At 73.0% G+C, this 17,495-nt stretch carries 13 protein-coding genes; 2 read left to right on the forward strand and 11 right to left on the reverse strand.

Features of this window, described 5'->3' with window-relative positions:
• Window positions 1-55 precede the first annotated feature (55 nt).
• Window positions 56-2,227 (forward strand): ATP-binding protein, encoded by a 2,172-nt coding sequence (locus WBG79_RS15435; RefSeq protein WP_337358085.1) that lies wholly within the window; start codon window positions 56-58, stop codon window positions 2,225-2,227.
• A 12-nt stretch (window positions 2,228-2,239) separates the two neighbouring features.
• Here WBG79_RS15435 and WBG79_RS15440 read toward each other — a convergent pair whose 3' ends face one another.
• The 11 genes from WBG79_RS15440 to WBG79_RS15490 all read right to left on the reverse strand — a co-directional run bounded on the left by WBG79_RS15440 (window position 2,240) and on the right by WBG79_RS15490 (window position 14,396).
• Complete coding sequence (locus tag WBG79_RS15440) at window positions 2,240-3,265, reverse strand: Ldh family oxidoreductase (protein ID WP_337358086.1); 1,026 nt, start codon at window positions 3,263-3,265, stop codon at window positions 2,240-2,242.
• Window positions 3,262-4,944 (reverse strand): hydantoinase B/oxoprolinase family protein, encoded by a 1,683-nt coding sequence (locus tag WBG79_RS15445; RefSeq protein ID WP_337358087.1) that lies wholly within the window; start codon window positions 4,942-4,944, stop codon window positions 3,262-3,264. Before WBG79_RS15445 ends, WBG79_RS15440 begins: the two co-directional genes overlap by 4 nt.
• 10 nt (window positions 4,945-4,954) lie before the next feature.
• The gene (locus WBG79_RS15450; RefSeq protein ID WP_337358088.1) at window positions 4,955-6,997 is read right to left on the reverse strand and encodes a hydantoinase/oxoprolinase family protein; all 2,043 of its coding nucleotides are present in this window, start codon (window positions 6,995-6,997) and stop codon (window positions 4,955-4,957) included.
• 54 nt (window positions 6,998-7,051) lie between these two features.
• Window positions 7,052-7,783 (reverse strand): HpcH/HpaI aldolase family protein, encoded by a 732-nt coding sequence (locus WBG79_RS15455; RefSeq protein ID WP_337358089.1) that lies wholly within the window; start codon window positions 7,781-7,783, stop codon window positions 7,052-7,054.
• A 78-nt stretch (window positions 7,784-7,861) separates the two neighbouring features.
• The gene (locus tag WBG79_RS15460; protein WP_337358090.1) at window positions 7,862-8,656 is read right to left on the reverse strand and encodes an ABC transporter permease; all 795 of its coding nucleotides are present in this window, start codon (window positions 8,654-8,656) and stop codon (window positions 7,862-7,864) included.
• A gap of 4 nt (window positions 8,657-8,660) precedes the next feature.
• Window positions 8,661-9,542: an ABC transporter permease gene (locus WBG79_RS15465; RefSeq protein ID WP_337358091.1), complete on the reverse strand. Its 882-nt coding sequence runs from the start codon at window positions 9,540-9,542 to the stop codon at window positions 8,661-8,663.
• Window positions 9,539-10,651: an ABC transporter ATP-binding protein gene (locus WBG79_RS15470; RefSeq protein ID WP_337358092.1), complete on the reverse strand. Its 1,113-nt coding sequence runs from the start codon at window positions 10,649-10,651 to the stop codon at window positions 9,539-9,541. Before WBG79_RS15470 ends, WBG79_RS15465 begins: the two co-directional genes overlap by 4 nt.
• An 85-nt stretch (window positions 10,652-10,736) precedes the next feature.
• A complete protein-coding gene (locus WBG79_RS15475) occupies window positions 10,737-11,783 on the reverse strand; it encodes an ABC transporter substrate-binding protein (protein WP_337358093.1) in 1,047 nt (348 codons plus the stop codon).
• A gap of 73 nt (window positions 11,784-11,856) precedes the next feature.
• Window positions 11,857-12,522, reverse strand: coding sequence for an RraA family protein (locus WBG79_RS15480; protein WP_337358094.1), 666 nt, complete (start codon window positions 12,520-12,522; stop codon window positions 11,857-11,859).
• Between the two features lie 19 nt (window positions 12,523-12,541).
• On the reverse strand, window positions 12,542-13,345 hold the full coding sequence (locus tag WBG79_RS15485) for a carbon-nitrogen hydrolase family protein (protein ID WP_337358095.1): 804 nt from the start codon (window positions 13,343-13,345) through the stop codon (window positions 12,542-12,544).
• Between the two features lie 136 nt (window positions 13,346-13,481).
• Entirely contained in the window at window positions 13,482-14,396 is a 915-nt protein-coding gene (locus WBG79_RS15490) for a LysR family transcriptional regulator (RefSeq protein ID WP_337358096.1), read from the reverse strand.
• Between the two features lie 136 nt (window positions 14,397-14,532).
• On the opposite strand from WBG79_RS15490, the gene WBG79_RS15495 reads away from it, so the two are divergent.
• Window positions 14,533-17,328 carry an alpha/beta fold hydrolase gene (locus WBG79_RS15495; protein WP_337358097.1) on the forward strand — a complete coding sequence of 932 codons (2,796 nt, stop codon included), beginning with the start codon at window positions 14,533-14,535 and terminating at the stop codon, window positions 17,326-17,328.
• Window positions 17,329-17,495 lie beyond the last annotated feature (167 nt).

Consider the following 17,495-nt stretch of genomic DNA (forward strand, 5'->3'; position numbering starts at 1 on the left):
TGCGGAGGGCGGCGGCGCAAGCCTTTCCTAACGGGCCGGCGGCTATCCTGCCGCCATGACGCGAACTCCCAAGGCGAAGGGCGGCGGCGGCCGGGACGGCGCGATACCGCCGCGGCCGGCGCACCGGATGGCGATCCGGCTGGCGCGGCTGGCGCGGCGCGCCCGGGGGCCCGGCGCCCGGGGCGGTGCCGCGCTGGCGGCCAGGGTCGAGCGGCTGGAGGACGAGAACTGGTCGCTGCGCGACGCAGCGGAGCGGTACCGGTCCGTGCTGGAGGTTTCGGGCGACGTGGTCCTGCGCTGCGACGCGGACCGGCGGATCGTCTTCGTCAACGACGGCTTCTCGACCACCTTCGGCCTGCCGGCCGCGCGCGTTCTCGGGCGGCGGCTCGACCGGCTGGTCGCGGGGCTCGTCGTGCCGGGCGGCGAGGCGGCACGGGCGGACGAGTCGGAACCCGGGGCGGGCGACCTCCTGCTTTCGACCCCGGCGGGGCCGCGCTGGTTTTCCCTGCGCGAGGTGCCCCTGGCCGCGCGCGACGGGGACCGCGCCACGCGGCAGTGCATGCTGCGCGACGTGACCGACCGGCGGGCAACCGAGACGGAGCTGCGGCGCGCGCGAGACCTCGCGGAGGCCGCCAACGCGGCAAAGTCCCGTTTCCTGGCGCTCGCCAGCCACGAGATCCGGACGCCGCTGAACGGCATCCTGGGCATGGCCGACCTTCTCCTGCAGACGCCGCTCTCCTCCGAGCAGCAGACCTATGCGGCCGCCGTGCGGACCTCCGGCGAGGCCCTGCTGTCGCTCGTCGACGACGTGCTCGACCTGGCGAAGATCGAGGCCGGACGGCTCGACCTGCAGCCCGGCCCGCATGCCCTGGAGACCGAGATCGAGAGCGTGGTCGAGCTGATCGCGCCGCGCGCGCAGGCGAAGGGGATCGAGCTCGCCGCCTATAGCGGGCCCGGCCTGCCGGCGCGGATGGTCTTCGACGCGGTGCGGCTGCGGCAGGTTCTGATCAACCTGGTCGGCAATGCCATCAAGTTCACCGAGACCGGCGGGGTGTCGCTGTCGGTGACGCGGGCGGGCGGCGCCGAGAACGCCGCGGACGGCGATGCGGGTGCGGTGCGGCTTTCCTTCACGGTCACCGACACGGGCATCGGCATCGCGGCGGCGGATCTCGACCGCATCTTCGGGGAATACGAGCAGGCCGACTCCGGGCCGGCGCGGCGCTTCGGCGGCACCGGGCTCGGTCTCGCCATCGCCCGGGCCATCGTGCGGCGCATGGGGGGCGACATCGCGGTGGCGAGTTCGCCGGGGGCGGGTTCGGCCTTCTCGTTCGAGGTCGCCTTTCCGGTCGCGGCGGCGGAGAGGAGCGGGCCGGAGCGGCGGCGCGCCCCGCGCGAGCGGCTGCTGGCGGGTCGGCGGGTGCTGGTCGTCTCGGCCGGCCGGATCGAGGCGCCGCTGATCCTCCGCCGCCTGTCGGACCTCGGGGCCGAGGCCCGGCTGGTCGGTCCCGCGGACGCGCCCGGCGCCGCCTCGGCGGCCAGGGCGGACGCGGTGCTGGTCGACCACGGGCCGGCGGCGGATGCCGAGCCGCTGCTCGCCGGGCTCGCGGGCCTTGCCCCGGCCGCCGTGCTCATCGCGCCCTCGGACCGCGGATCGCTGGCGAGGCTCAAGGCCGCCGGCGCGGTCGGCTACCTGGTGAAGCCGGTGCGCCGGCGGTCGCTGGAGCGGGTCGCCGCGGCGCTGGTCGAGGGACGGCCGGTGGCGAGCGACGCCACGGACGTGCGGGTTCCCGGTGAGCCGACCCTGCCCGGGGGCCGCAGCCTCCGCCTCCTGGTGGCGGACGACAACCCCATCAACGCGCTCCTGGCGCGCGCCCTGCTGGCCAACCTCGGCCACGCGGCCGAGACGGTCGGGGACGGCGCGGTGGCGGTCGACACTGTCGAGGCGGCGCTGTCGGCGGGCCGGCCCTTCGACGCGGTGCTCATGGACCTGCACATGCCGACGCTCGACGGCTACGGGGCGATCCGGGCGATCCGGGCCGCCGAGGCGGCCGCAGGGCGGGCGCGGCTGCCCATCGTGGCGCTGACGGCGGACACCACCCCCGACACGGAGCGCGCCGCGCTCGACGCCGGCGCGGACGCGAGGCTGGTCAAGCCGATGGATGCCGGGGCGGTCTCCGCGGTGCTCGACCAGCTCACGGCGCCGGCCGCGGGGCGCCGGCGGGCCTGACCGAGCCGGCCCTCACGCCTTAGCGTAGCCCTCGATGCGGGCGAGGAGCGCCGCCGGAACGGTGATGCCCTCCGCCGCGGTGCGCAGGCGGGCGGCGGCGCGACGGTCGCCGGGAAGCCTTGCACCAGGCTGCTCGGCGATCGCGCCGAGGAGGCGGGCGAGGCGCGGGCCGGCGGCCTCCCCGGTGAGCGGCGACGGCGCGACGGCGATGAAGAACTGGCCCGTGCGGGGCGGTCCTCCCGTGTTGTCGGCGAAGGACGAGGCGTCCATCGACAGGCAGGCGCCGGTGACCCAGGCCGCCAGGATCTCGACCATCAGGGCAAGGCCCGCACCCTTGTGGCCGCCCGCCGGCACCATGGTTCCGCCGTCCAGGGCGGCGGCCGGGTCGGTGGTCGGCCTGCCGTCGCGGTCGAGCGCCCAGCCGAGCGGGATCGGCTCGCCGCGCTGCCGGTGCAGGACGATCTCGCTCTTGGCGACGACGCTCGACGACTGGTCGAGGACGAGCGGGTCCGCGCCGGGCCGGGGAACCGCGAAGGCCAGCGGGTTGGTGCCGAAGACCGGGACGGTGCCGCCGACGGGCGCCATGGAGGCCGGGGCGTTGACGAAGCCGAGGGCGAGGAGGCCCTCTGCGGCGATCCGGCGGACGTGGTAGCCGACGACGCCGCAGTTGTAGGAGTTCGTCACGGCCAGCGCGGCGATGCCCTGGCGGCGGGCCGTCCCGGCGAGCACCGGCAGGCCGAGGTCGATGGCCGGGTGGGCGAAGCCGTCGGCGGCGTCGACGCGGACGAGACCGGGGGCGGGGCGGCTCAGGGTCGGCGTGGCGCGGCCGTCGATCTTGCCCACCCGGGCATGCTCGCAATAGGTGGGCAGCCGGGCGAGGCCGTGGCTGTGGACGCCCTCGGCCTCGGCATCGACCACCGAGGCCGTGACGGCGCGGTTCTGCACCTCCCCGACTCCGGAGCCGGCGAGGGCGCGGAAGGTCAGGTCCTCGACCTCGCGGAGCGAGAGGCGGATGCCGCCGGGCGCGGTCGTGCTCATGGGGTGTTCTCCTTCCGGGCCGGGTAGTCGGCGGAGACCCGTCCGGGGGTGACGAAGCCGTCCGCGAGGTCGCGCGCGACGCTGGCCGGGTCGCGCCGGGCCGGGTCGCCCCAGCCGCCGCCCCCGGAGGTCTCGATCGTGACAACGTCGCCGGCGCGGATCGGCACGCCCGAGACCTTGGACCGCAGGGGCTCGACGGTGCCGTCGGCACGCGTCACCGTGGTGCGGCTCAGGGAGCCCGGGCGGCCGCCGGCCAGCCCGTAGGGCGGATGGCGGAAGCGCTCGAAGTTGGTGCTGAGCGAGCCCGCGGGGGCGTCGAGGCGGAATTCGCGGACGAGCCCGAGGCCGCCGCGGTGGCGGCCGGGACCGCCGGAGTCGGGCAGCAGTCCGTAGCGCAGGAAGGTGACGGGGTACTTCGCCTCGACCATCTCGATCGGGGCGTTGGTGTTGTTGTGCAGGCCGCACGAGAGCGCGCTCGCGCCGTCGCCGCCGGCGTGGCCGCCCCAGCCGCCGACCTCGATGTCGAAGTAGACGCGGCGGCGGCCCGAGGCCTCCACGGTGGCGAGCGCGTAGACGTACGAGATGGCGTAGTAGGCGGCCGGGATGCGCTCCGGCACGATGGCGGCCAGCGCGCCGAAGACCGCGGTGGCGATGCGGTGGTTGACCACCATGCGGCCGGTCACCGGGGCGGGGAAGCGGGCGTCGACCACGCTGCCGGGGGGCAGGACCACCTCGATCGGACGATAGCAGCCGCTGTTGGCCGGGATGTCCGTCCCGAGGGCCGCCAGCAGGGCGTAGTAGACGGCCGATTCGGTCATCGCCCGGGTGTTGTTGACCGGACCCTGCACCTGCGGGCTCGACCCGGCGAAGTCGAGGCGGATGCGGTCGCCGGCCTTGTCCAGGCGGACCTCCAGGCGGATCGGGCCCTCGGTTTGGCCGTCGTCGTCGACGAGCTCGACGAAACTCGCGGTGCCGTCGGGCAGGCCCGCGATGGCGGCGCGCATCATGGCCTCCGAGCCGTCGAGGATCGCCGCCATGGCGGCGGCGAGATCGGCCGGGCCGTACTTGGCGGCGATCCGCTCCAGGGCGCGGGCGCCGATGCCGAGGGCGGCGATCTGGGCTTGCAGATCGCCGGAGGTCTCGTCCGGCTGGCGAACGTTGGCGAGCACCAGGTCCATGACGGCGCGGTTCGGCACGCCGCGCTCGACGAGCTTGAGGGGCGGGATGCGGATGCCCTCTTGGAAGATCTCGCGAGCGTCGGCGTAGTAGCTCCCCGCGGCGCCCCCGCCGACGTCGACGTGATGGCAGAGCGTGCCCACGATGGCGACGCGCCGGCCCTGGTGGAACACGGGGCGGAAGGTCTGGATGTCGGGCAGGTGCTGGCCGCCCGAATAGGGGTCGTTGGTGACGACGACATCGCCCTCGTGCCAGTCGGCGAGGGGGATGAAGTCGGCGATCAGGCGCTCCAGGCAGGCCGACATGGAGTTGAGATGGACGGGGATGCGCGCCGACTGGGCGATCTGGCGACCCTCGGCGTCGAAGACGGCGGTCGAGAAGTCCAGGATCTCGCGCACCACGGTCGAGCGGCTGGTGCGCCAGATCGTGATGCTCATCTCCTCGGCGGCGGCGACGAGGGCGTTGCGGATGATTTCGACGCGGACGGGGCCGATGGCGGTCATGGATGCCTCCTCAGGCGCCGACGAGCCGGGCGACCAGCGCGCCGGACGGCTCGAGCCGGGCTTCCCAGCCCGGCGGGATGTAGGACGAGGTGTAGGCCTCCTCGACGACGGCGGGGCCGAGGACCGGTTCGGCGTCGAGCCCGTCGCGGCTCCTGACCGCCGTCTCGACGAAGCCGCCGCGGGCCCAGGCCCGGCGGGAGCCGGCGCGGTCGCCCCCGGCGCGGGCGGGCGGGGGCTCGGGGGCGGGCTTGGCGAGGCGTCCGACGGCGGCGAGGCGCAGCGCCACGAGCTCGACCGGCGTGGCGGGCTCGTCGTAGGAGAAGCGCTGGCGGTGCAGGGCGTGGAAGGCCGCCGCCGCGCCGGCCAGCCCGGCGGCGGAGAAGTCCGGCCCCGCGATCGGGACGGGCAGGTCGAAGGCCTGGCCGGCGTAGCGCAAGTCCAGGCTCCAGTCGAAGCGGCGGGCGTCGGCCGGGACGCCATCCTCGTCGAGCAGGCGCGCCGCCTCGGCGGCGAGCCGGCCGGCCGCCGCTTCCAGGCGGGATCCCGCCTCGGCGAGCGGCGCGATGTCGGTGCGGGCGAGGTCGTGGACGATGTCGGACCAGAGGATGCCCCAGGCGGAGAGCGTCGAGGCGTGCGGCGGGAAGACGACCCGGCGGATGCCGAGATCCTCGGCCACCTCACAGGCATGGAGGCCGCCGGCACCGCCGAAGGAGAGGAGCGCGAAGTCCTCCGGGTCGAGCCCCTTTTCGAACAGGCTGAGGCGGATCGCGGTGGCGAGGTTGGAGTTGGTGACCGAGACGGCGCCCGCCGCCGTCTCCTCGGCCGAGAGCCCGAGCCGGGCACCGACGCGCGCGGCCGCGGCGCGGGCGGCCGCCGGATCGAGCGGCATGGCGCCGCCCATGAAGCGGGCGGCGTCGAGGCGGCCGAGGACCAGGTTGGCGTCCGTGACCGTCAGGTCTGTGCCGCCGCGCCCGTAGCAGGCGGGGCCCGGCCGCGCGCCGGCGGATTGGGGGCCGATGCGGAGGCGCCCGCCGTCGTCGACCCAGGCGATCGAGCCGCCGCCGGCCCCGATGGTGCGCATCTCGACCATGGGGAGCCGGACCGGCAGGCCGTCGATGTCGCCCTCGGCCACCATGGCGACGGCGCCCCGATGCACGACCGAGACGTCGAAGGAGGTGCCGCCCATGTCGACGGCGACGAGGTTGGGTTCGCCGAGGTCGGCGGCGAGGCGCCGGGCCGCGGCAGCGCCGCCGCTCGGGCCGGAGAGGAGCAGGCGGGCGGGCTCGCGGCCCGCCTTGGCGAGGCCGCTGACGCCGCCGTTCGACTGCACGAGGTAGACCTGGGTCCCGGGCGCCTCGGCGGCGAGGCGCTCGGAGAGGCGGCGCGTATAGCCAGAGACCACGGGGACCAGCAGGGCGTTGAGCACCGTGGTGGACAGGCGCTCGTATTCGCGGATCTCCGGGCTGATCTCGGAGGAAAGCGAGATGGCGACGCCGGGAAGCTCGGCCGCCAGGATCTCACCGACGCGGCGCTCGTGGAGGGGGTTCGCGTAGGCGTGGAGCAGGCAGACCGCCACGGCGGCGACGCCCGCCTCGCGCAACGCCGTCGCGACTTGGCGCACGGCGGCCTCGTCGAGCGGCTGGCGGACACGGCCGTCGGGGCCGATGCGTTCGGGGACCCCGAAGGCGTGGCGTCGCGGCACGAGGGGCGGCGGCGGGGCGAGCGTGAGGGCGTAGACGTCGCGGCGGCCGTGCCGGCCGATCTGCAGGAGATCCTCGAAGCCGGCCGTGGTCACGATGGCGCCGGCCGGCAGCTTGCGCTCCAGCACCGCGTTGGTGGCGATCGTGGTGCCGTGCAGGATGTGCTCCACGGCACCGACGTCGAGGCCGAAGCGGGCGGCGGCGGCGCGCAGGCCGCCGACGAGGCCGATGGACGGGTCCTCGGGGGTCGACGGGGTCTTGAACTGGTGGACGCGGCCGGTGGCCGTGTCCAGGACCTCGATGTCCGTGAAGGTGCCGCCGATGTCGACGGCGACGCGCAGGGGGGATGTCATGGAAGGGTTCCGGTCAGGGCTCGGGCGGGCGGGGTCAGTCGAGGAGGGTCGGCCTTACAGGATGCCCTCGCCCTCGAGCTGCTCGACGAGGGACTTGAAGGCGGCGCGGACCAGGTAGAACTGGGCGCCGACGACCAGCACCTCGGCGCCGTGCTCCTTGCCGAGCTGGCGTTCGGGCGCCGTCCAGGCGGGCAGGATCCAGGTCTTGCCGGCGGCGCGGGCCGCGTTCGCGATGCGGACGAGGTCGGCGCGGTCCTCGGCCGAGAAGCTGTAGCGCGGGCGGCCCTGGCTCAGCGACAGGTCGGTCGGGCCGGCGAAGAGGCCGTCAACGGCCGGCAGGGCCGCGATCGCCTCCACGTCGGCGAGCGCCTCGGCGCTCTCGATCATGGGGTAGCACCTGGTCCGGGCGTTCTCGGCGGCGCCGTAGTCGTCGGTCGCCGGCCCGTAGCGGATCGGGCGGCCGCCCGAGTAGGAGCGGTTGCCGAGCGGCGGGTACTTGGCGGACCGGCAGACCGCCTCGGCATGGGCCGCGCCCCCGATATGGGGGATGACCACGGCGTCGGCGCCGAAGTCGAGGGCCTGCTGGATCGTCTCCGCCAGCGGGCCGAGCACCTTGGCGTAGACCGTCATGCCCAGGGCCCGGCAGAAGGGGATGACCCGGTCCAGGGTGTCGAGGTCGAAGGTGCCGTGCTCGATGTCGAGCACCACGCGATTGAAGCCGCAGTCCCGGGCGATCTCGATATGCGGGATGGTGGGCTGCGTCATCCAGAAGGCGAGCTCGGGCATGGGCAAACTCCATCGTTCGCCGAGCCGGGGCATCCGGCACGGCGTGCTGAGGACAGGGGCGGCGCGAGGGCGCCGGGGCTACTTCACGAAGGCCTTGGCGAGACCCAGCGAGCGGTCGACGACCACCACGATGACGAGGGTGAACAGGACGAGGAGCACCGAGATGGCCGCGACCAGCGGGTCGGCCCGGGTCTCCACATGGCGGTACATCTCGACCGGCAGCGTGGAGAGCCGCGGGCCGGACATGAAGAGCGAGAGGACGACTTCGTCGAAGGAGACCAGGAACGACAGCGCGCCGGCGGCCACGATGCCGGGGAGCATGAGGGGCAGCGTCACGCGCCGGAAGACCGTCAGCGGCGAGGCGCCGAGGGTGGCGGCGGCCTCCTCGACGGCGATCGGCAGGGTGGACAGGGCCGTCGAGACGACGCGCAGCGCATAGGGGAGCGTGACCACGAGGTGGGCGAAGTAGAGACCCTGCGGCGTGGCGAGCAGGCCCGCGCGGGCGAAGACGATCAGCATGGCGAGGCCGAGCACGATCGTGGGCAGGAGCAGCGGGGCCGTGAAGAGGCTCGTCATCGCCTCGGCGCCGCGCGGGGCGAGGCGGACGAGCGCGTAGGCGGCCGGCACGGCGACGATCAGGTCGGTGATCGTGACGGCGGCGGCGAGCTTCAGGCTGAACAGGAAGGCGTCCAGCATCTTCGGGTTCTGCCCGATGGCCTCGTACCAGCGCAGCGACCAGCTCTTCGGCGGGAAGGACAGGAAGACCTCGCCCGAGAAGGACAGCGGCACCACCACGAGGACCGGCGCCAGCAGGAACACGAAGGCGAGCGCGGCGCAGAACTTCAGAAAGGGGGAGACCGGGCGCTCGTCCATGGCTTCACCCGACCGACTTGAGGATGCGGCCGTAGAGCGCGATGGCGACGCCGAACACCACCAGCACGACGATCGAGAGCGTCGCCGCGAGCGGCCAGTCGAGGTTGACGATCGACTGGTCGTAGACCTCGGTGGCGAGCAGGAAGACCCGGCCGCCGCCGAGGAGCTTCGGGGTGATGAAGGACGAGACGGCGAGCACGAAGGTGAGGAGCGAGCCGAGCGCCACGCCGGGCAGCGAAAGGGGCACCACCACGCGCCAGAAGACCTTGAAGGGCGGCGCGCCGAGGGTCGCGGCGGCCTCCTCGACGCGGGCGTCGAGGCGTCCGAAGCCGGCCAGCAGCGCGAGGATCATGTAGGGTATGAGGATCTCGGTCAGGCCGATGGTGACGCCGGTCAGGTTGAACATCAGCCGCCAGGGCTCCCGGGCGCCGAACGCCTTCAGGGCGGCGTTGACAAGGCCCTGGTCGGACAGGATCGCGATCCAGCCGTAGGTGCGGACCACCGCGGAGAGGAGAAGCGGCGAGATGACCAGCACCAGGAGCAGGCTCCGCCAGAGCCCGGTGGAGCGATGCAGGTAGAGGGCGATCGGGTAGGAGACGACCAGGGTCAGGAGCGTGATGACGAGGCTCGTGCGGATGCTGTTGCCGAGGAGCTCCCAATAAAAGCTGTCGGTCGCCACCGCCTGCCACTTGGCCGTCGACCAGCCGCCCGTCATGGCGCCGGAGGCCTGCACCTCCTGGAAGGACATGACGGCGAGGTTCAGCACCGGCAGGAGGAAGCCGATGGCGTTCAGGACCGCGATCGGGGCCAGGAGCAGGGCGACCAGCATGGGGCCGCCCGGGGCGGCTTCGCGGCCGATCGGGGCGGAGAGAACCGCAGCGGTCACGGGGCGGCCCCGAAGACGAGCGTATCGGCCACGGCCCAGGCCAGCGTGACGGGGGTGCCGGCCGGGGCGAGGCCGCCGGAGCCCCGGGTCGCCTGCTCGACGGTGAAGATCAGTCCGGCCGCCTCCACCTCGTACTGGACGACGTTGCCGGCATAGATCGTGCGCCGAACGGTGCCGGCCGCGTGGTTCATTCCCGCCTGCGCCGGCAGGCCGGCGGGTTCGATCTGGATCCTGTGGGGCCGAACCATGACGTCGACGGCACCCTCGTGGGGGGCGGGAGCGGCCAGCGCCAGGGCGCCGGCGGTGACCGTCGTGCCCCGGGCGATGCCCGGGAAGCGGTTGGTGCGGCCCACGAAAGCGGCCACGAAGGGGCTGGCGGGGCGCTCATAGAGGTCCTCGGGCGTTCCGACCTGCTCGATCCGGCCGTGGCTCATGACGACGACCCGGTCCGACATGGTGAGCGCCTCGTCCTGGTCGTGGGTGACGAAGACGGCGGTCGTCCCGAGGCGGCGCTGGATGTCCCGGATCTCGGCGCGCATCTCCTCGCGCAGCTTGGCGTCGAGGTTCGACAGGGGCTCGTCGAAGAGCAGAATCGAGGGGCGGATGACGAGCGCGCGGGCGAGCGCGACGCGCTGCTGCTGGCCGCCGGAGAGCTGCGCGGGGCGGCGGTCCTCCCGACCCTCCAGGCGCACCAGCGCGATCGCCTCGGCGACCCGGGCCTTGATCTCCGCCTGGGGCAGACCCCGCATCTCGAGCCCGAAGGCGACGTTGCCGGCCACCGTCATGTGGGGGAAGAGCGCGTAGCTCTGGAAGACGAGCCCCATGTCGCGGCGGTGCGGCGGGACCCGGGTCAGGTCGCGGCCGGCGACCACGATGCGCCCGGCGGTCGCCGGCGCGAGGCCGGCGATCATCCGGAGCGTAGTGGTCTTGCCGCAGCCGGACGGCCCGAGAAGGGCGACGAACTCGCCCTTGCTTACGTCGAGGTCGACCGCGTCGACGGCCACGAAGTCGTGGTAGCGCTTCGTCAGCGCCTGCAGGGACAGGAAACCCTCGCCGGGGGCGGGCCCGGATCCGGCGAGGGTCATGGCGGTCGGCGCCTGGTGCATCATCGGTCCCGTACTCTCGTCTCGACTCTGCGCCGGGGCGGCGCGGGGCGGCAAGCGGATCCCGAAGCTCGACGGGTCCCGGCGAGGCTCAGCGCGACAGCGGGATCACCCGGCGGCGCCACTGCTCGGCGACCTGGTCGCGCACCTTGGCGACGGCGAGCCAGTCGATCGGCACGACCTTGTCGAGGAACTTGACGGCCGTCCGGTCGATGGCCTTGGCGTCGATCTGCGCCTTGGCGTTCGTCGGGGCGTAGAACATCGACTCCGTGAAGGCCTTCTGGGCTTCCGGCGAGAGCGCGTAGGCGATGAACTTCTTGGCCGCCTCGGGCTGGGGGGCGCCCGCGACGAGGTTGATCACGTTGATCTGGAAGGCGGTGCCCTCCTCGGGGATGACGGCCTTGAGCTTGCCGCCGGAGGTGTCGGAGTTGACCTGCGCACGGGCGTTCCAGCCGATGCCGATGGTGGCCTGGCCGGCGATCACCGGGGCGTAGACCTCGGGTTTCGGCTCCCAGGTCTGCACATTGGGGGCGATCGGCGCCATGGCCTCGATGCCCTTCTCGAACTTGCCGTCGACACCCGGGCCGCCGTTCTTCCTGTCCAGGATGGCGATCAGCGAGAGGCCCTGGATGTCCGGGATCCCCGGAATCACCACCTTGCCCTTGTTGGCCGGGTCGGCGAGGGCGGTGAGCGCCTTCGGGGGGGTCGGGAAGGCCTCGGTGTTGTAGATCATCACGAGGTTGTCGAAGGTCACGGCGACGCCGGCCACGTCCGGGAAGCGGGCGTTCGGGTAGAGGTCGGCGATGACGGGCAGGACCTTGTCGTCGAGCTTGACGTAGAGGCCCTCGTCGGTGCCGGCCTTGGCGACCGACACGTCCATGATGACCACGTCGGCCTGCGGAGCGGCCTTCTGGGCACGCAACTGGCCGATCATGGCGGCCGAGGACTGCTGCGGCGCGTAGGTGACCTTGATGCCCGGGTTCGCCTTCTCGAAGGGCTCGATGACGGCCGCGGTGTAGCGGTCCTGGAACAGGCCCGAATAGGCCATGACGGTGACGGTCTGTTGGGCGCCGGCGGGTGCGGCGGCGAAGCCGAACGCGAGGACGACGGCCGAGACTGCGAAGCTACGCCTGTTCATGTCGCATGTCCTTCCTTGCTTTTCTGGCTTCCATCCGCGTCCGGACCGGGAGGCCCGGTGGATCCGCCCCGGGTCAGCGGACCCGCTTGGCCTCCACCATGGCACGCGCGCCCGAGATGTCGGGCAGCTTTTCCCCCCTGCGGAGCCGGTCCAGGAGAACGATCTCGTTCTCCTGCATGGCGATCGCCTTCTCGGCGACCGCGCGGGCACGGGCCGGGTCGAGCACGATCACGCCGCTCTCGTCGCACAGCACCGCGTCGCCCGGGTGCACCACCTGCCCGCCGACCGACACCGGCACGTTCACGGCGCCTTCGAGGCCGAGCAGCTTGGTGGTGATCGACGAGGGTCCGCGGCACCACATGGGCATGTCGACCCGGACGATCTCCGAGAAGTCCGTCGCCGGTCCGTCCACCACGCCCGCCTTCACGCCGGCGAGCTTCATGGCGTTGGTGATGACGCCGCCCCAGCAGGCGTGCCGGTCGTCGCCGCAGCGGTCGACCAGGACGACGTCGCCGGGCCGGACCTCGGCGGTCAGCCAGTGCAAGAGCGCGGAATCCGCATGCGGGATGCGGATCGTGACGGCCGTGCCGGCGACGCGCTTGCCGGGCAGGACGGCCGCGATCCGGCGGTCGACGAAGCCGGAATGGAGCACGTGGCCGACGGTCGCCGTCTCCACTCTCTCCAGGAGCGCCACGAGATCGTCCGGGATCTGCGGCGGCATCGGTTCGATGACGAACATGGGGCGGGTCTCCGGGCGATCAGAGGACGTGATGGTTGGCGACCGGCAGCTTGGTGCGGATCGTGGCCAGGCGGTCGAAGTCGAGGGTCGCGGAGGCGGTGCCGACCATGTCGGGCACCATGGCGGTCACCTGGCCCCAGGGGTCGATGACCATGGAATGGCCGTAGCAGGCCTTCTTGCCGCCGGCATGGGAGAAGACCTGCGCGGAGGCGAGCACCCAGCATTGGGTCTCGATGGCGCGGGCGCGCAGGAGCACCTCCCAGTGGTCCTTGCCGGTCATCAGCGTGAAGGCCGCGGGCAGGACGATGACCTCGGCGCCCTTGTCGCGGAGCGCCCGGAAGAGCTCGGGGAAGCGCAGGTCGTAGCAGATCGAGCAGCCGACGGTGCGGCCGGCCACCTGGTAGGTGACGACCTCGTCGCCGCGGCCCACCATGTCGGACTCGCGGTAGCTCTCGCCGCCGGGCACGTCGACGTCGAAGAGATGGATCTTCCGGTAGCGCGCGATCTCGCGGCCGTCCGGGCCGAACACGTAGGTGGTGTTGTAGAAGCTGTTGCCGTCCTTCTCGACGATCGAGCCGGCGTGGATCGTGACGTCGAGGCGGGCGGCGAGCGCCGACATGGTCCGGTAGGCGTCGCCCTCGGGAGGGGTCTCGGCGCTGTCGCGGGCCGACTGGGGATCGGAGCCCAGGAACGCATAGTATTCGGGAAGCACGATCAGATCGGCGCCCTCCTGGGTTGCGATCTTCTCGATCAGCTTGGTGGCGACGGCCAGATTGGCGGCCTTGTCGTCCTGGGTGTTCATCTGAACGATGCCGACCTTCATGGCTCCGCCTCCTCGTTTCGTCGACGTCAACGAAGCAGACGGGGTCGGTTCCGACAAACGGGAAAAATCGATCCGGCCGCACAAGAAAAACTTATCGAGCGATCCGGCGGCGGGCGGCCGGAGGCCGGCGGGGGCGTCAGGCCGGGCCGGTTTCCGTCGCGGCGCGGAAATCCGCCGCGATCTCGGCCGCCATGCCGGCGATGGCGGCGGGGATCGGATTGCCCGGCCGCTCGGCATAGGCTGCATGGAAATGCAGCGGCGGGATCGCGGCGTTGACCTCGATCTCGCGGATGCGGCCGGCGTCGAGATGCTCCTGGACGACGCAGCGGGGCAAGGTGGTCACGCCGACCCGGTCGCAGAGCAGGCGGATCATGGTGGCGATCGAGTTGGTGTTGTAGATCCGCGCCTCGTCGGGCTGGATGCCGACGCGGGCGAGGAGGCGCAGGATGGCGTGGTGCGGCTGGGACCCGCGCGAGTAGGCGAGGATCGGCACGCGGACGAGGTCGGAGAGCTCCAGCGGCTCGGCGGGGAGATCGAGCCCGGCGGCCGCGAACCAGACGCAGTCGAAGCTGCAGATCTCCAGGTTGTGGATGTCCGGGCCGATGACCGGACCCATCAGGATGCCGAGGTCGACGGTGCCCTCCTGCAGCTGGCGGGCGATGTTGAGGCTCGTGTCGACCGCCAGGTCCATGCTGACGTTCGGGTAGCGGTTCTTCATCTGCTCGATCAGGCGCGGCAGCCAGGCGTACACGATGGTGTCGACCGTGCCGATCGCGATGGAGCCGCGCAGGCGGGAGCCGTCCCCGGCGAGGTCGCGGAACTCGGTGGCGAGCCGCACGATCTCCTCGGCGCGGCGCAGCGCGTCCTGTCCCTGCGGGGTGAGGCGCACGGTGCGCAGGTCGCGCTCGAAGAGGCGCACCCCGAGGTCGCGCTCCAGGGTCGCGATGCGGTTGGAGACGGCCGCCTGGGTCGTGTGCAGCTTCTCGGCCGCGCTCGAGAAGCTGCGCAGCTTGGCGACCCACAGGAAGGTTTCGAGGAAGCGCAGGTTCAAGGGCGGCGTCCGGGTCCGGTCGGGTCCGCATGATACCCCGGATCGACGCGGAGGCCATGGCGCCTCTCCTCGCGGGCGCCGCAACATGGCAGAAGAGGCGGCACCGGTGGCCGGCAGGGAACGGAGAGCAGCCGACATGATGCTGAAGCACGGGCTGTATCCGCCGCTATTGCCGTTCCGCTCGTTCCGCCTCGCGGTCGACCCGCCGCACGAGCTGCATGTGGAGGAGGGCGGCGACCCGGCGGGGATCCCCGTCCTGGCCCTGCACGGCGGGCCGGGCTCCGCCTTCCGGTCGCACACGCCGCAGAGCTTCCACCCCGGGCGCTTCCGGGTGGTCCGCTTCGACCAGCGCGGCTGCGGCCGCTCCACCCCGCTCGGGTGCCTGGACGCGAACACGACGGAGCACCTGGTCGCCGACATCGAGCGGGTGCGGGAGGCGCTCGGGATCGAGCGATGGCTGGTGACGGGGGCGTCCTGGGGCTGCCTGCTGGCGCTCGTCTACGGCCTCGCGCACCCGGACCGCTGCCTGGGGTTCCGCCTGCAGGGCGTCCAGTTCGCCGACCGCGCGGGCATCCGCGCCTGGTTCCACGACGCCGGGCGCTTCTTCCCGGAGGCCTACGAGGCCTTCGCGGGGCACGTGCCGGAGGAAGAGCGCGGCGACCTGGTGGCGGCCTACCATCGCCGGCTGGTCGATCCCGACCCGGCCATGCACGAGCCGGCCGCGCGCGCGCTCCGCCTCTGGCTGGCGACCGTGCAGGTGGTCTCGGCGAGCCCCGCCTACGTCTTCTCACTGTCGGACCCGGTGGCGGCGCGGGTGATCGGGACACTGATCACGCACTATTGCCTCAACGGCTATTTCGTGCCCGAAGGCGCGGTGCTCGCCGGGATCGGCCGGCTCCGGCACCTGCCCTGCGAGATCGTCCAGGGGCGCATCGACATGGTCACGGCGCCGGAGGCGGCGTGGCGGCTGAAGGCGGCCTGGCCGGGGGCGCGGCTCACCGTCGTGGACGTCGCCAACCACGTGGCGACGCCCGAGGCGCCGGACCTCTCGACGGCCATCACGGAGGCGACGGACCGGCTCGCCGACCGGCTGGAGGGCCGCGGCCCGGCGCTCGCCGACTACCTGGCGCTCGCGTCCCATCAGGCCCCCACCCTCTCGGACGACGGTACGCTGCTCGCCTGGATCGCCGACGAGACCGGCTCCGGGCAGATCTGGACGATGGCGCGCCCCGGCGGCCGTCCCTCCCCCCGGCTGATCCTTCCCGATCCGGTGACCAGCGTCGCGTTTCGGCCGAAGAGCCGGGACATCCTGTTCACGACCGATGGCGGCGGCGACGAGCGGACCCAGCTTTGGCTGCTCCGGGACGGGCAGGCCGCGCCGGAGCCGCTGACGCAGGACCCCAGGGTCTTGCACGCGGGGGCGACCTTCGATCCGCCCGGGCAGCGCCTCGTCTACGCGGCGAACGCCCGGACCGCGGCCGACATGGACATCCACCTGAAGAGCCTCGAAACCGGGGAGACCCGCGTGATCCTCGCCGGCCAGGGCTGGCGGACGCCCATGAAGGTCTCGCCGGACGGAACGCTGATCCTGGTCCAGGACAACGGGCGCGGCCTCCACGACGCCGATCTCCTGACCGTCGAGGTGGCGACGGGCGAGATCCGGCCGCTCCTATCGCGCCGGGAAGCCCATGTGGCGGCGGCGCGTTTCGTGGAGGGCGGCGCGGCGCTGCTGCTCGTCACGGATGCCGGCCGCGCGTTCCACGGCCTGGCCCGTCTCCCGCTCGCCGGCGGCGCGCTCGAATGGCTGGCGACCCCGGAGGGGGACGTGGAGGCGGCGGTCACGCTCGGCGACGACGGCCATGCGGCCGTGGCGGTCAACCGGGACGGGGTGTCCCGCATCCTGATCTTCGACCTCGGCACGGGCGAGAGCCGCCCGGTCGAGGGCCTGCCGGCGGGGCGCGTCACGAGCCTGCTCGCGGCCGACGGCGGCCGACGGCTCGTGGTGGCGCTGGCGCGATTCGACCGGCCGTCCGCGATCCTTGAGGTCGACCTGGATGCCGGGGCCGTCGCGACGCTGGCGGCCGGGGCGCATCCGCTGGCCGCGGAGGATACTGTGGTGCCGATGCCGGTCGCGATCCCCAGCTTCGACGGCGCCACGGTGCCGGCCTTCCTGTTCGAGCCGGCGGAGCCACGCCCCGGCAGGCCGGCGCTCGTCTTCGTGCATGGCGGGCCGGAATCGCAGTTCGCGGCGCATTGGCGGCCAGACCTGCAGTACCTCGTCCGCCGCGGCTGGACGGTGCTCGCCCCCAATGTCCGGGGCTCGACGGGCTACGGACGCGCCTGGCAGGCGGGCGACGACCTGGACAGGCGGATGGACAGCGTGCGCGACCTCGAGGCGGTGCGGGCCTGGCTCGCCGCGCAGCCCGGACTTGATGCGGCGCGCATCTGCGTGGCCGGCCAGTCCTACGGAGGGTTCATGGCGCTCTCGGCCCTGGCCGAATGTCCCGACCACTGGTGCGCCGGCGCGGACTTCTACGGGATCGCCGACTTCCCGGCCTTCATGGCCACGACCGGGCCGTGGCGGCGCAGGCTGCGCGCGGTCGAGTACGGCGATCCGGATACGCCGGAGGGAGCCGCGCTGCTGGCCTCGCTGTCGCCCCTGGCGAAGCTCGACCGGATCCGGGCGCCGCTCTTCCTGGCCCACGGCCTGGAGGATCCGCGCGTCAGCCCGGCGCAGAGCGAGGCGGTGGCCTCGGTGCTGCGCGGACGGGGCCATCCGGTCACGCTGGTGCGGGTTGCGGACGAGGGGCACGGGTTCCGGCGGGCGGCGAGCCGACGGCTGGTCTTCGACACGTTCGTGCGCTTCCTCGAAGCGGCGGCCGGCGTCCACGAACCGGGCCGGCGCGCGGCGGCGGCTTCGCAATTAACGTAAAGTCAACGGCCCTGAACATTCCGCGATCGGGTGCGGGCAGGACCGGCAACGACCGGTACTCTTCCCGAGGAACGAAGCACGACCATCAGGCGAGCCGGGGATGGCCACGCAGCGCCGGAACCTTTCGCGAACAGTGGACGATCCGCGGTTGCAGGCGGTTGCAGGAC

Origin of the sequence: Prosthecomicrobium sp. N25 (genome assembly GCF_037203705.1) — a bacterium.
Lineage (GTDB): Bacteria > Pseudomonadota > Alphaproteobacteria > Rhizobiales > Ancalomicrobiaceae > Prosthecodimorpha.

What these genes read in the sequence shown, in the direction of transcription:
- WBG79_RS15435 (WP_337358085.1), top strand. Translation starts at nt 56, where the DNA reads ATGACGCGAACTCCCAAGGCGAAGGGCGGCGGCGGCCGGGACGGCGCG.
- WBG79_RS15440 (WP_337358086.1), bottom strand. Translation starts at nt 3,265, where the DNA reads ATGAGCACGACCGCGCCCGGCGGCATCCGCCTCTCGCTCCGCGAGGTC.
- WBG79_RS15445 (WP_337358087.1), bottom strand. Translation starts at nt 4,944, where the DNA reads ATGACCGCCATCGGCCCCGTCCGCGTCGAAATCATCCGCAACGCCCTC.
- WBG79_RS15450 (WP_337358088.1), bottom strand. Translation starts at nt 6,997, where the DNA reads ATGACATCCCCCCTGCGCGTCGCCGTCGACATCGGCGGCACCTTCACG.
- WBG79_RS15455 (WP_337358089.1), bottom strand. Translation starts at nt 7,783, where the DNA reads ATGCCCGAGCTCGCCTTCTGGATGACGCAGCCCACCATCCCGCATATC.
- WBG79_RS15460 (WP_337358090.1), bottom strand. Translation starts at nt 8,656, where the DNA reads ATGGACGAGCGCCCGGTCTCCCCCTTTCTGAAGTTCTGCGCCGCGCTC.
- WBG79_RS15470 (WP_337358092.1), bottom strand. Translation starts at nt 10,651, where the DNA reads ATGATGCACCAGGCGCCGACCGCCATGACCCTCGCCGGATCCGGGCCC.
- WBG79_RS15475 (WP_337358093.1), bottom strand. Translation starts at nt 11,783, where the DNA reads ATGAACAGGCGTAGCTTCGCAGTCTCGGCCGTCGTCCTCGCGTTCGGC.
- WBG79_RS15480 (WP_337358094.1), bottom strand. Translation starts at nt 12,522, where the DNA reads ATGTTCGTCATCGAACCGATGCCGCCGCAGATCCCGGACGATCTCGTG.
- WBG79_RS15485 (WP_337358095.1), bottom strand. Translation starts at nt 13,345, where the DNA reads ATGAAGGTCGGCATCGTTCAGATGAACACCCAGGACGACAAGGCCGCC.
- WBG79_RS15495 (WP_337358097.1), top strand. Translation starts at nt 14,533, where the DNA reads ATGATGCTGAAGCACGGGCTGTATCCGCCGCTATTGCCGTTCCGCTCG.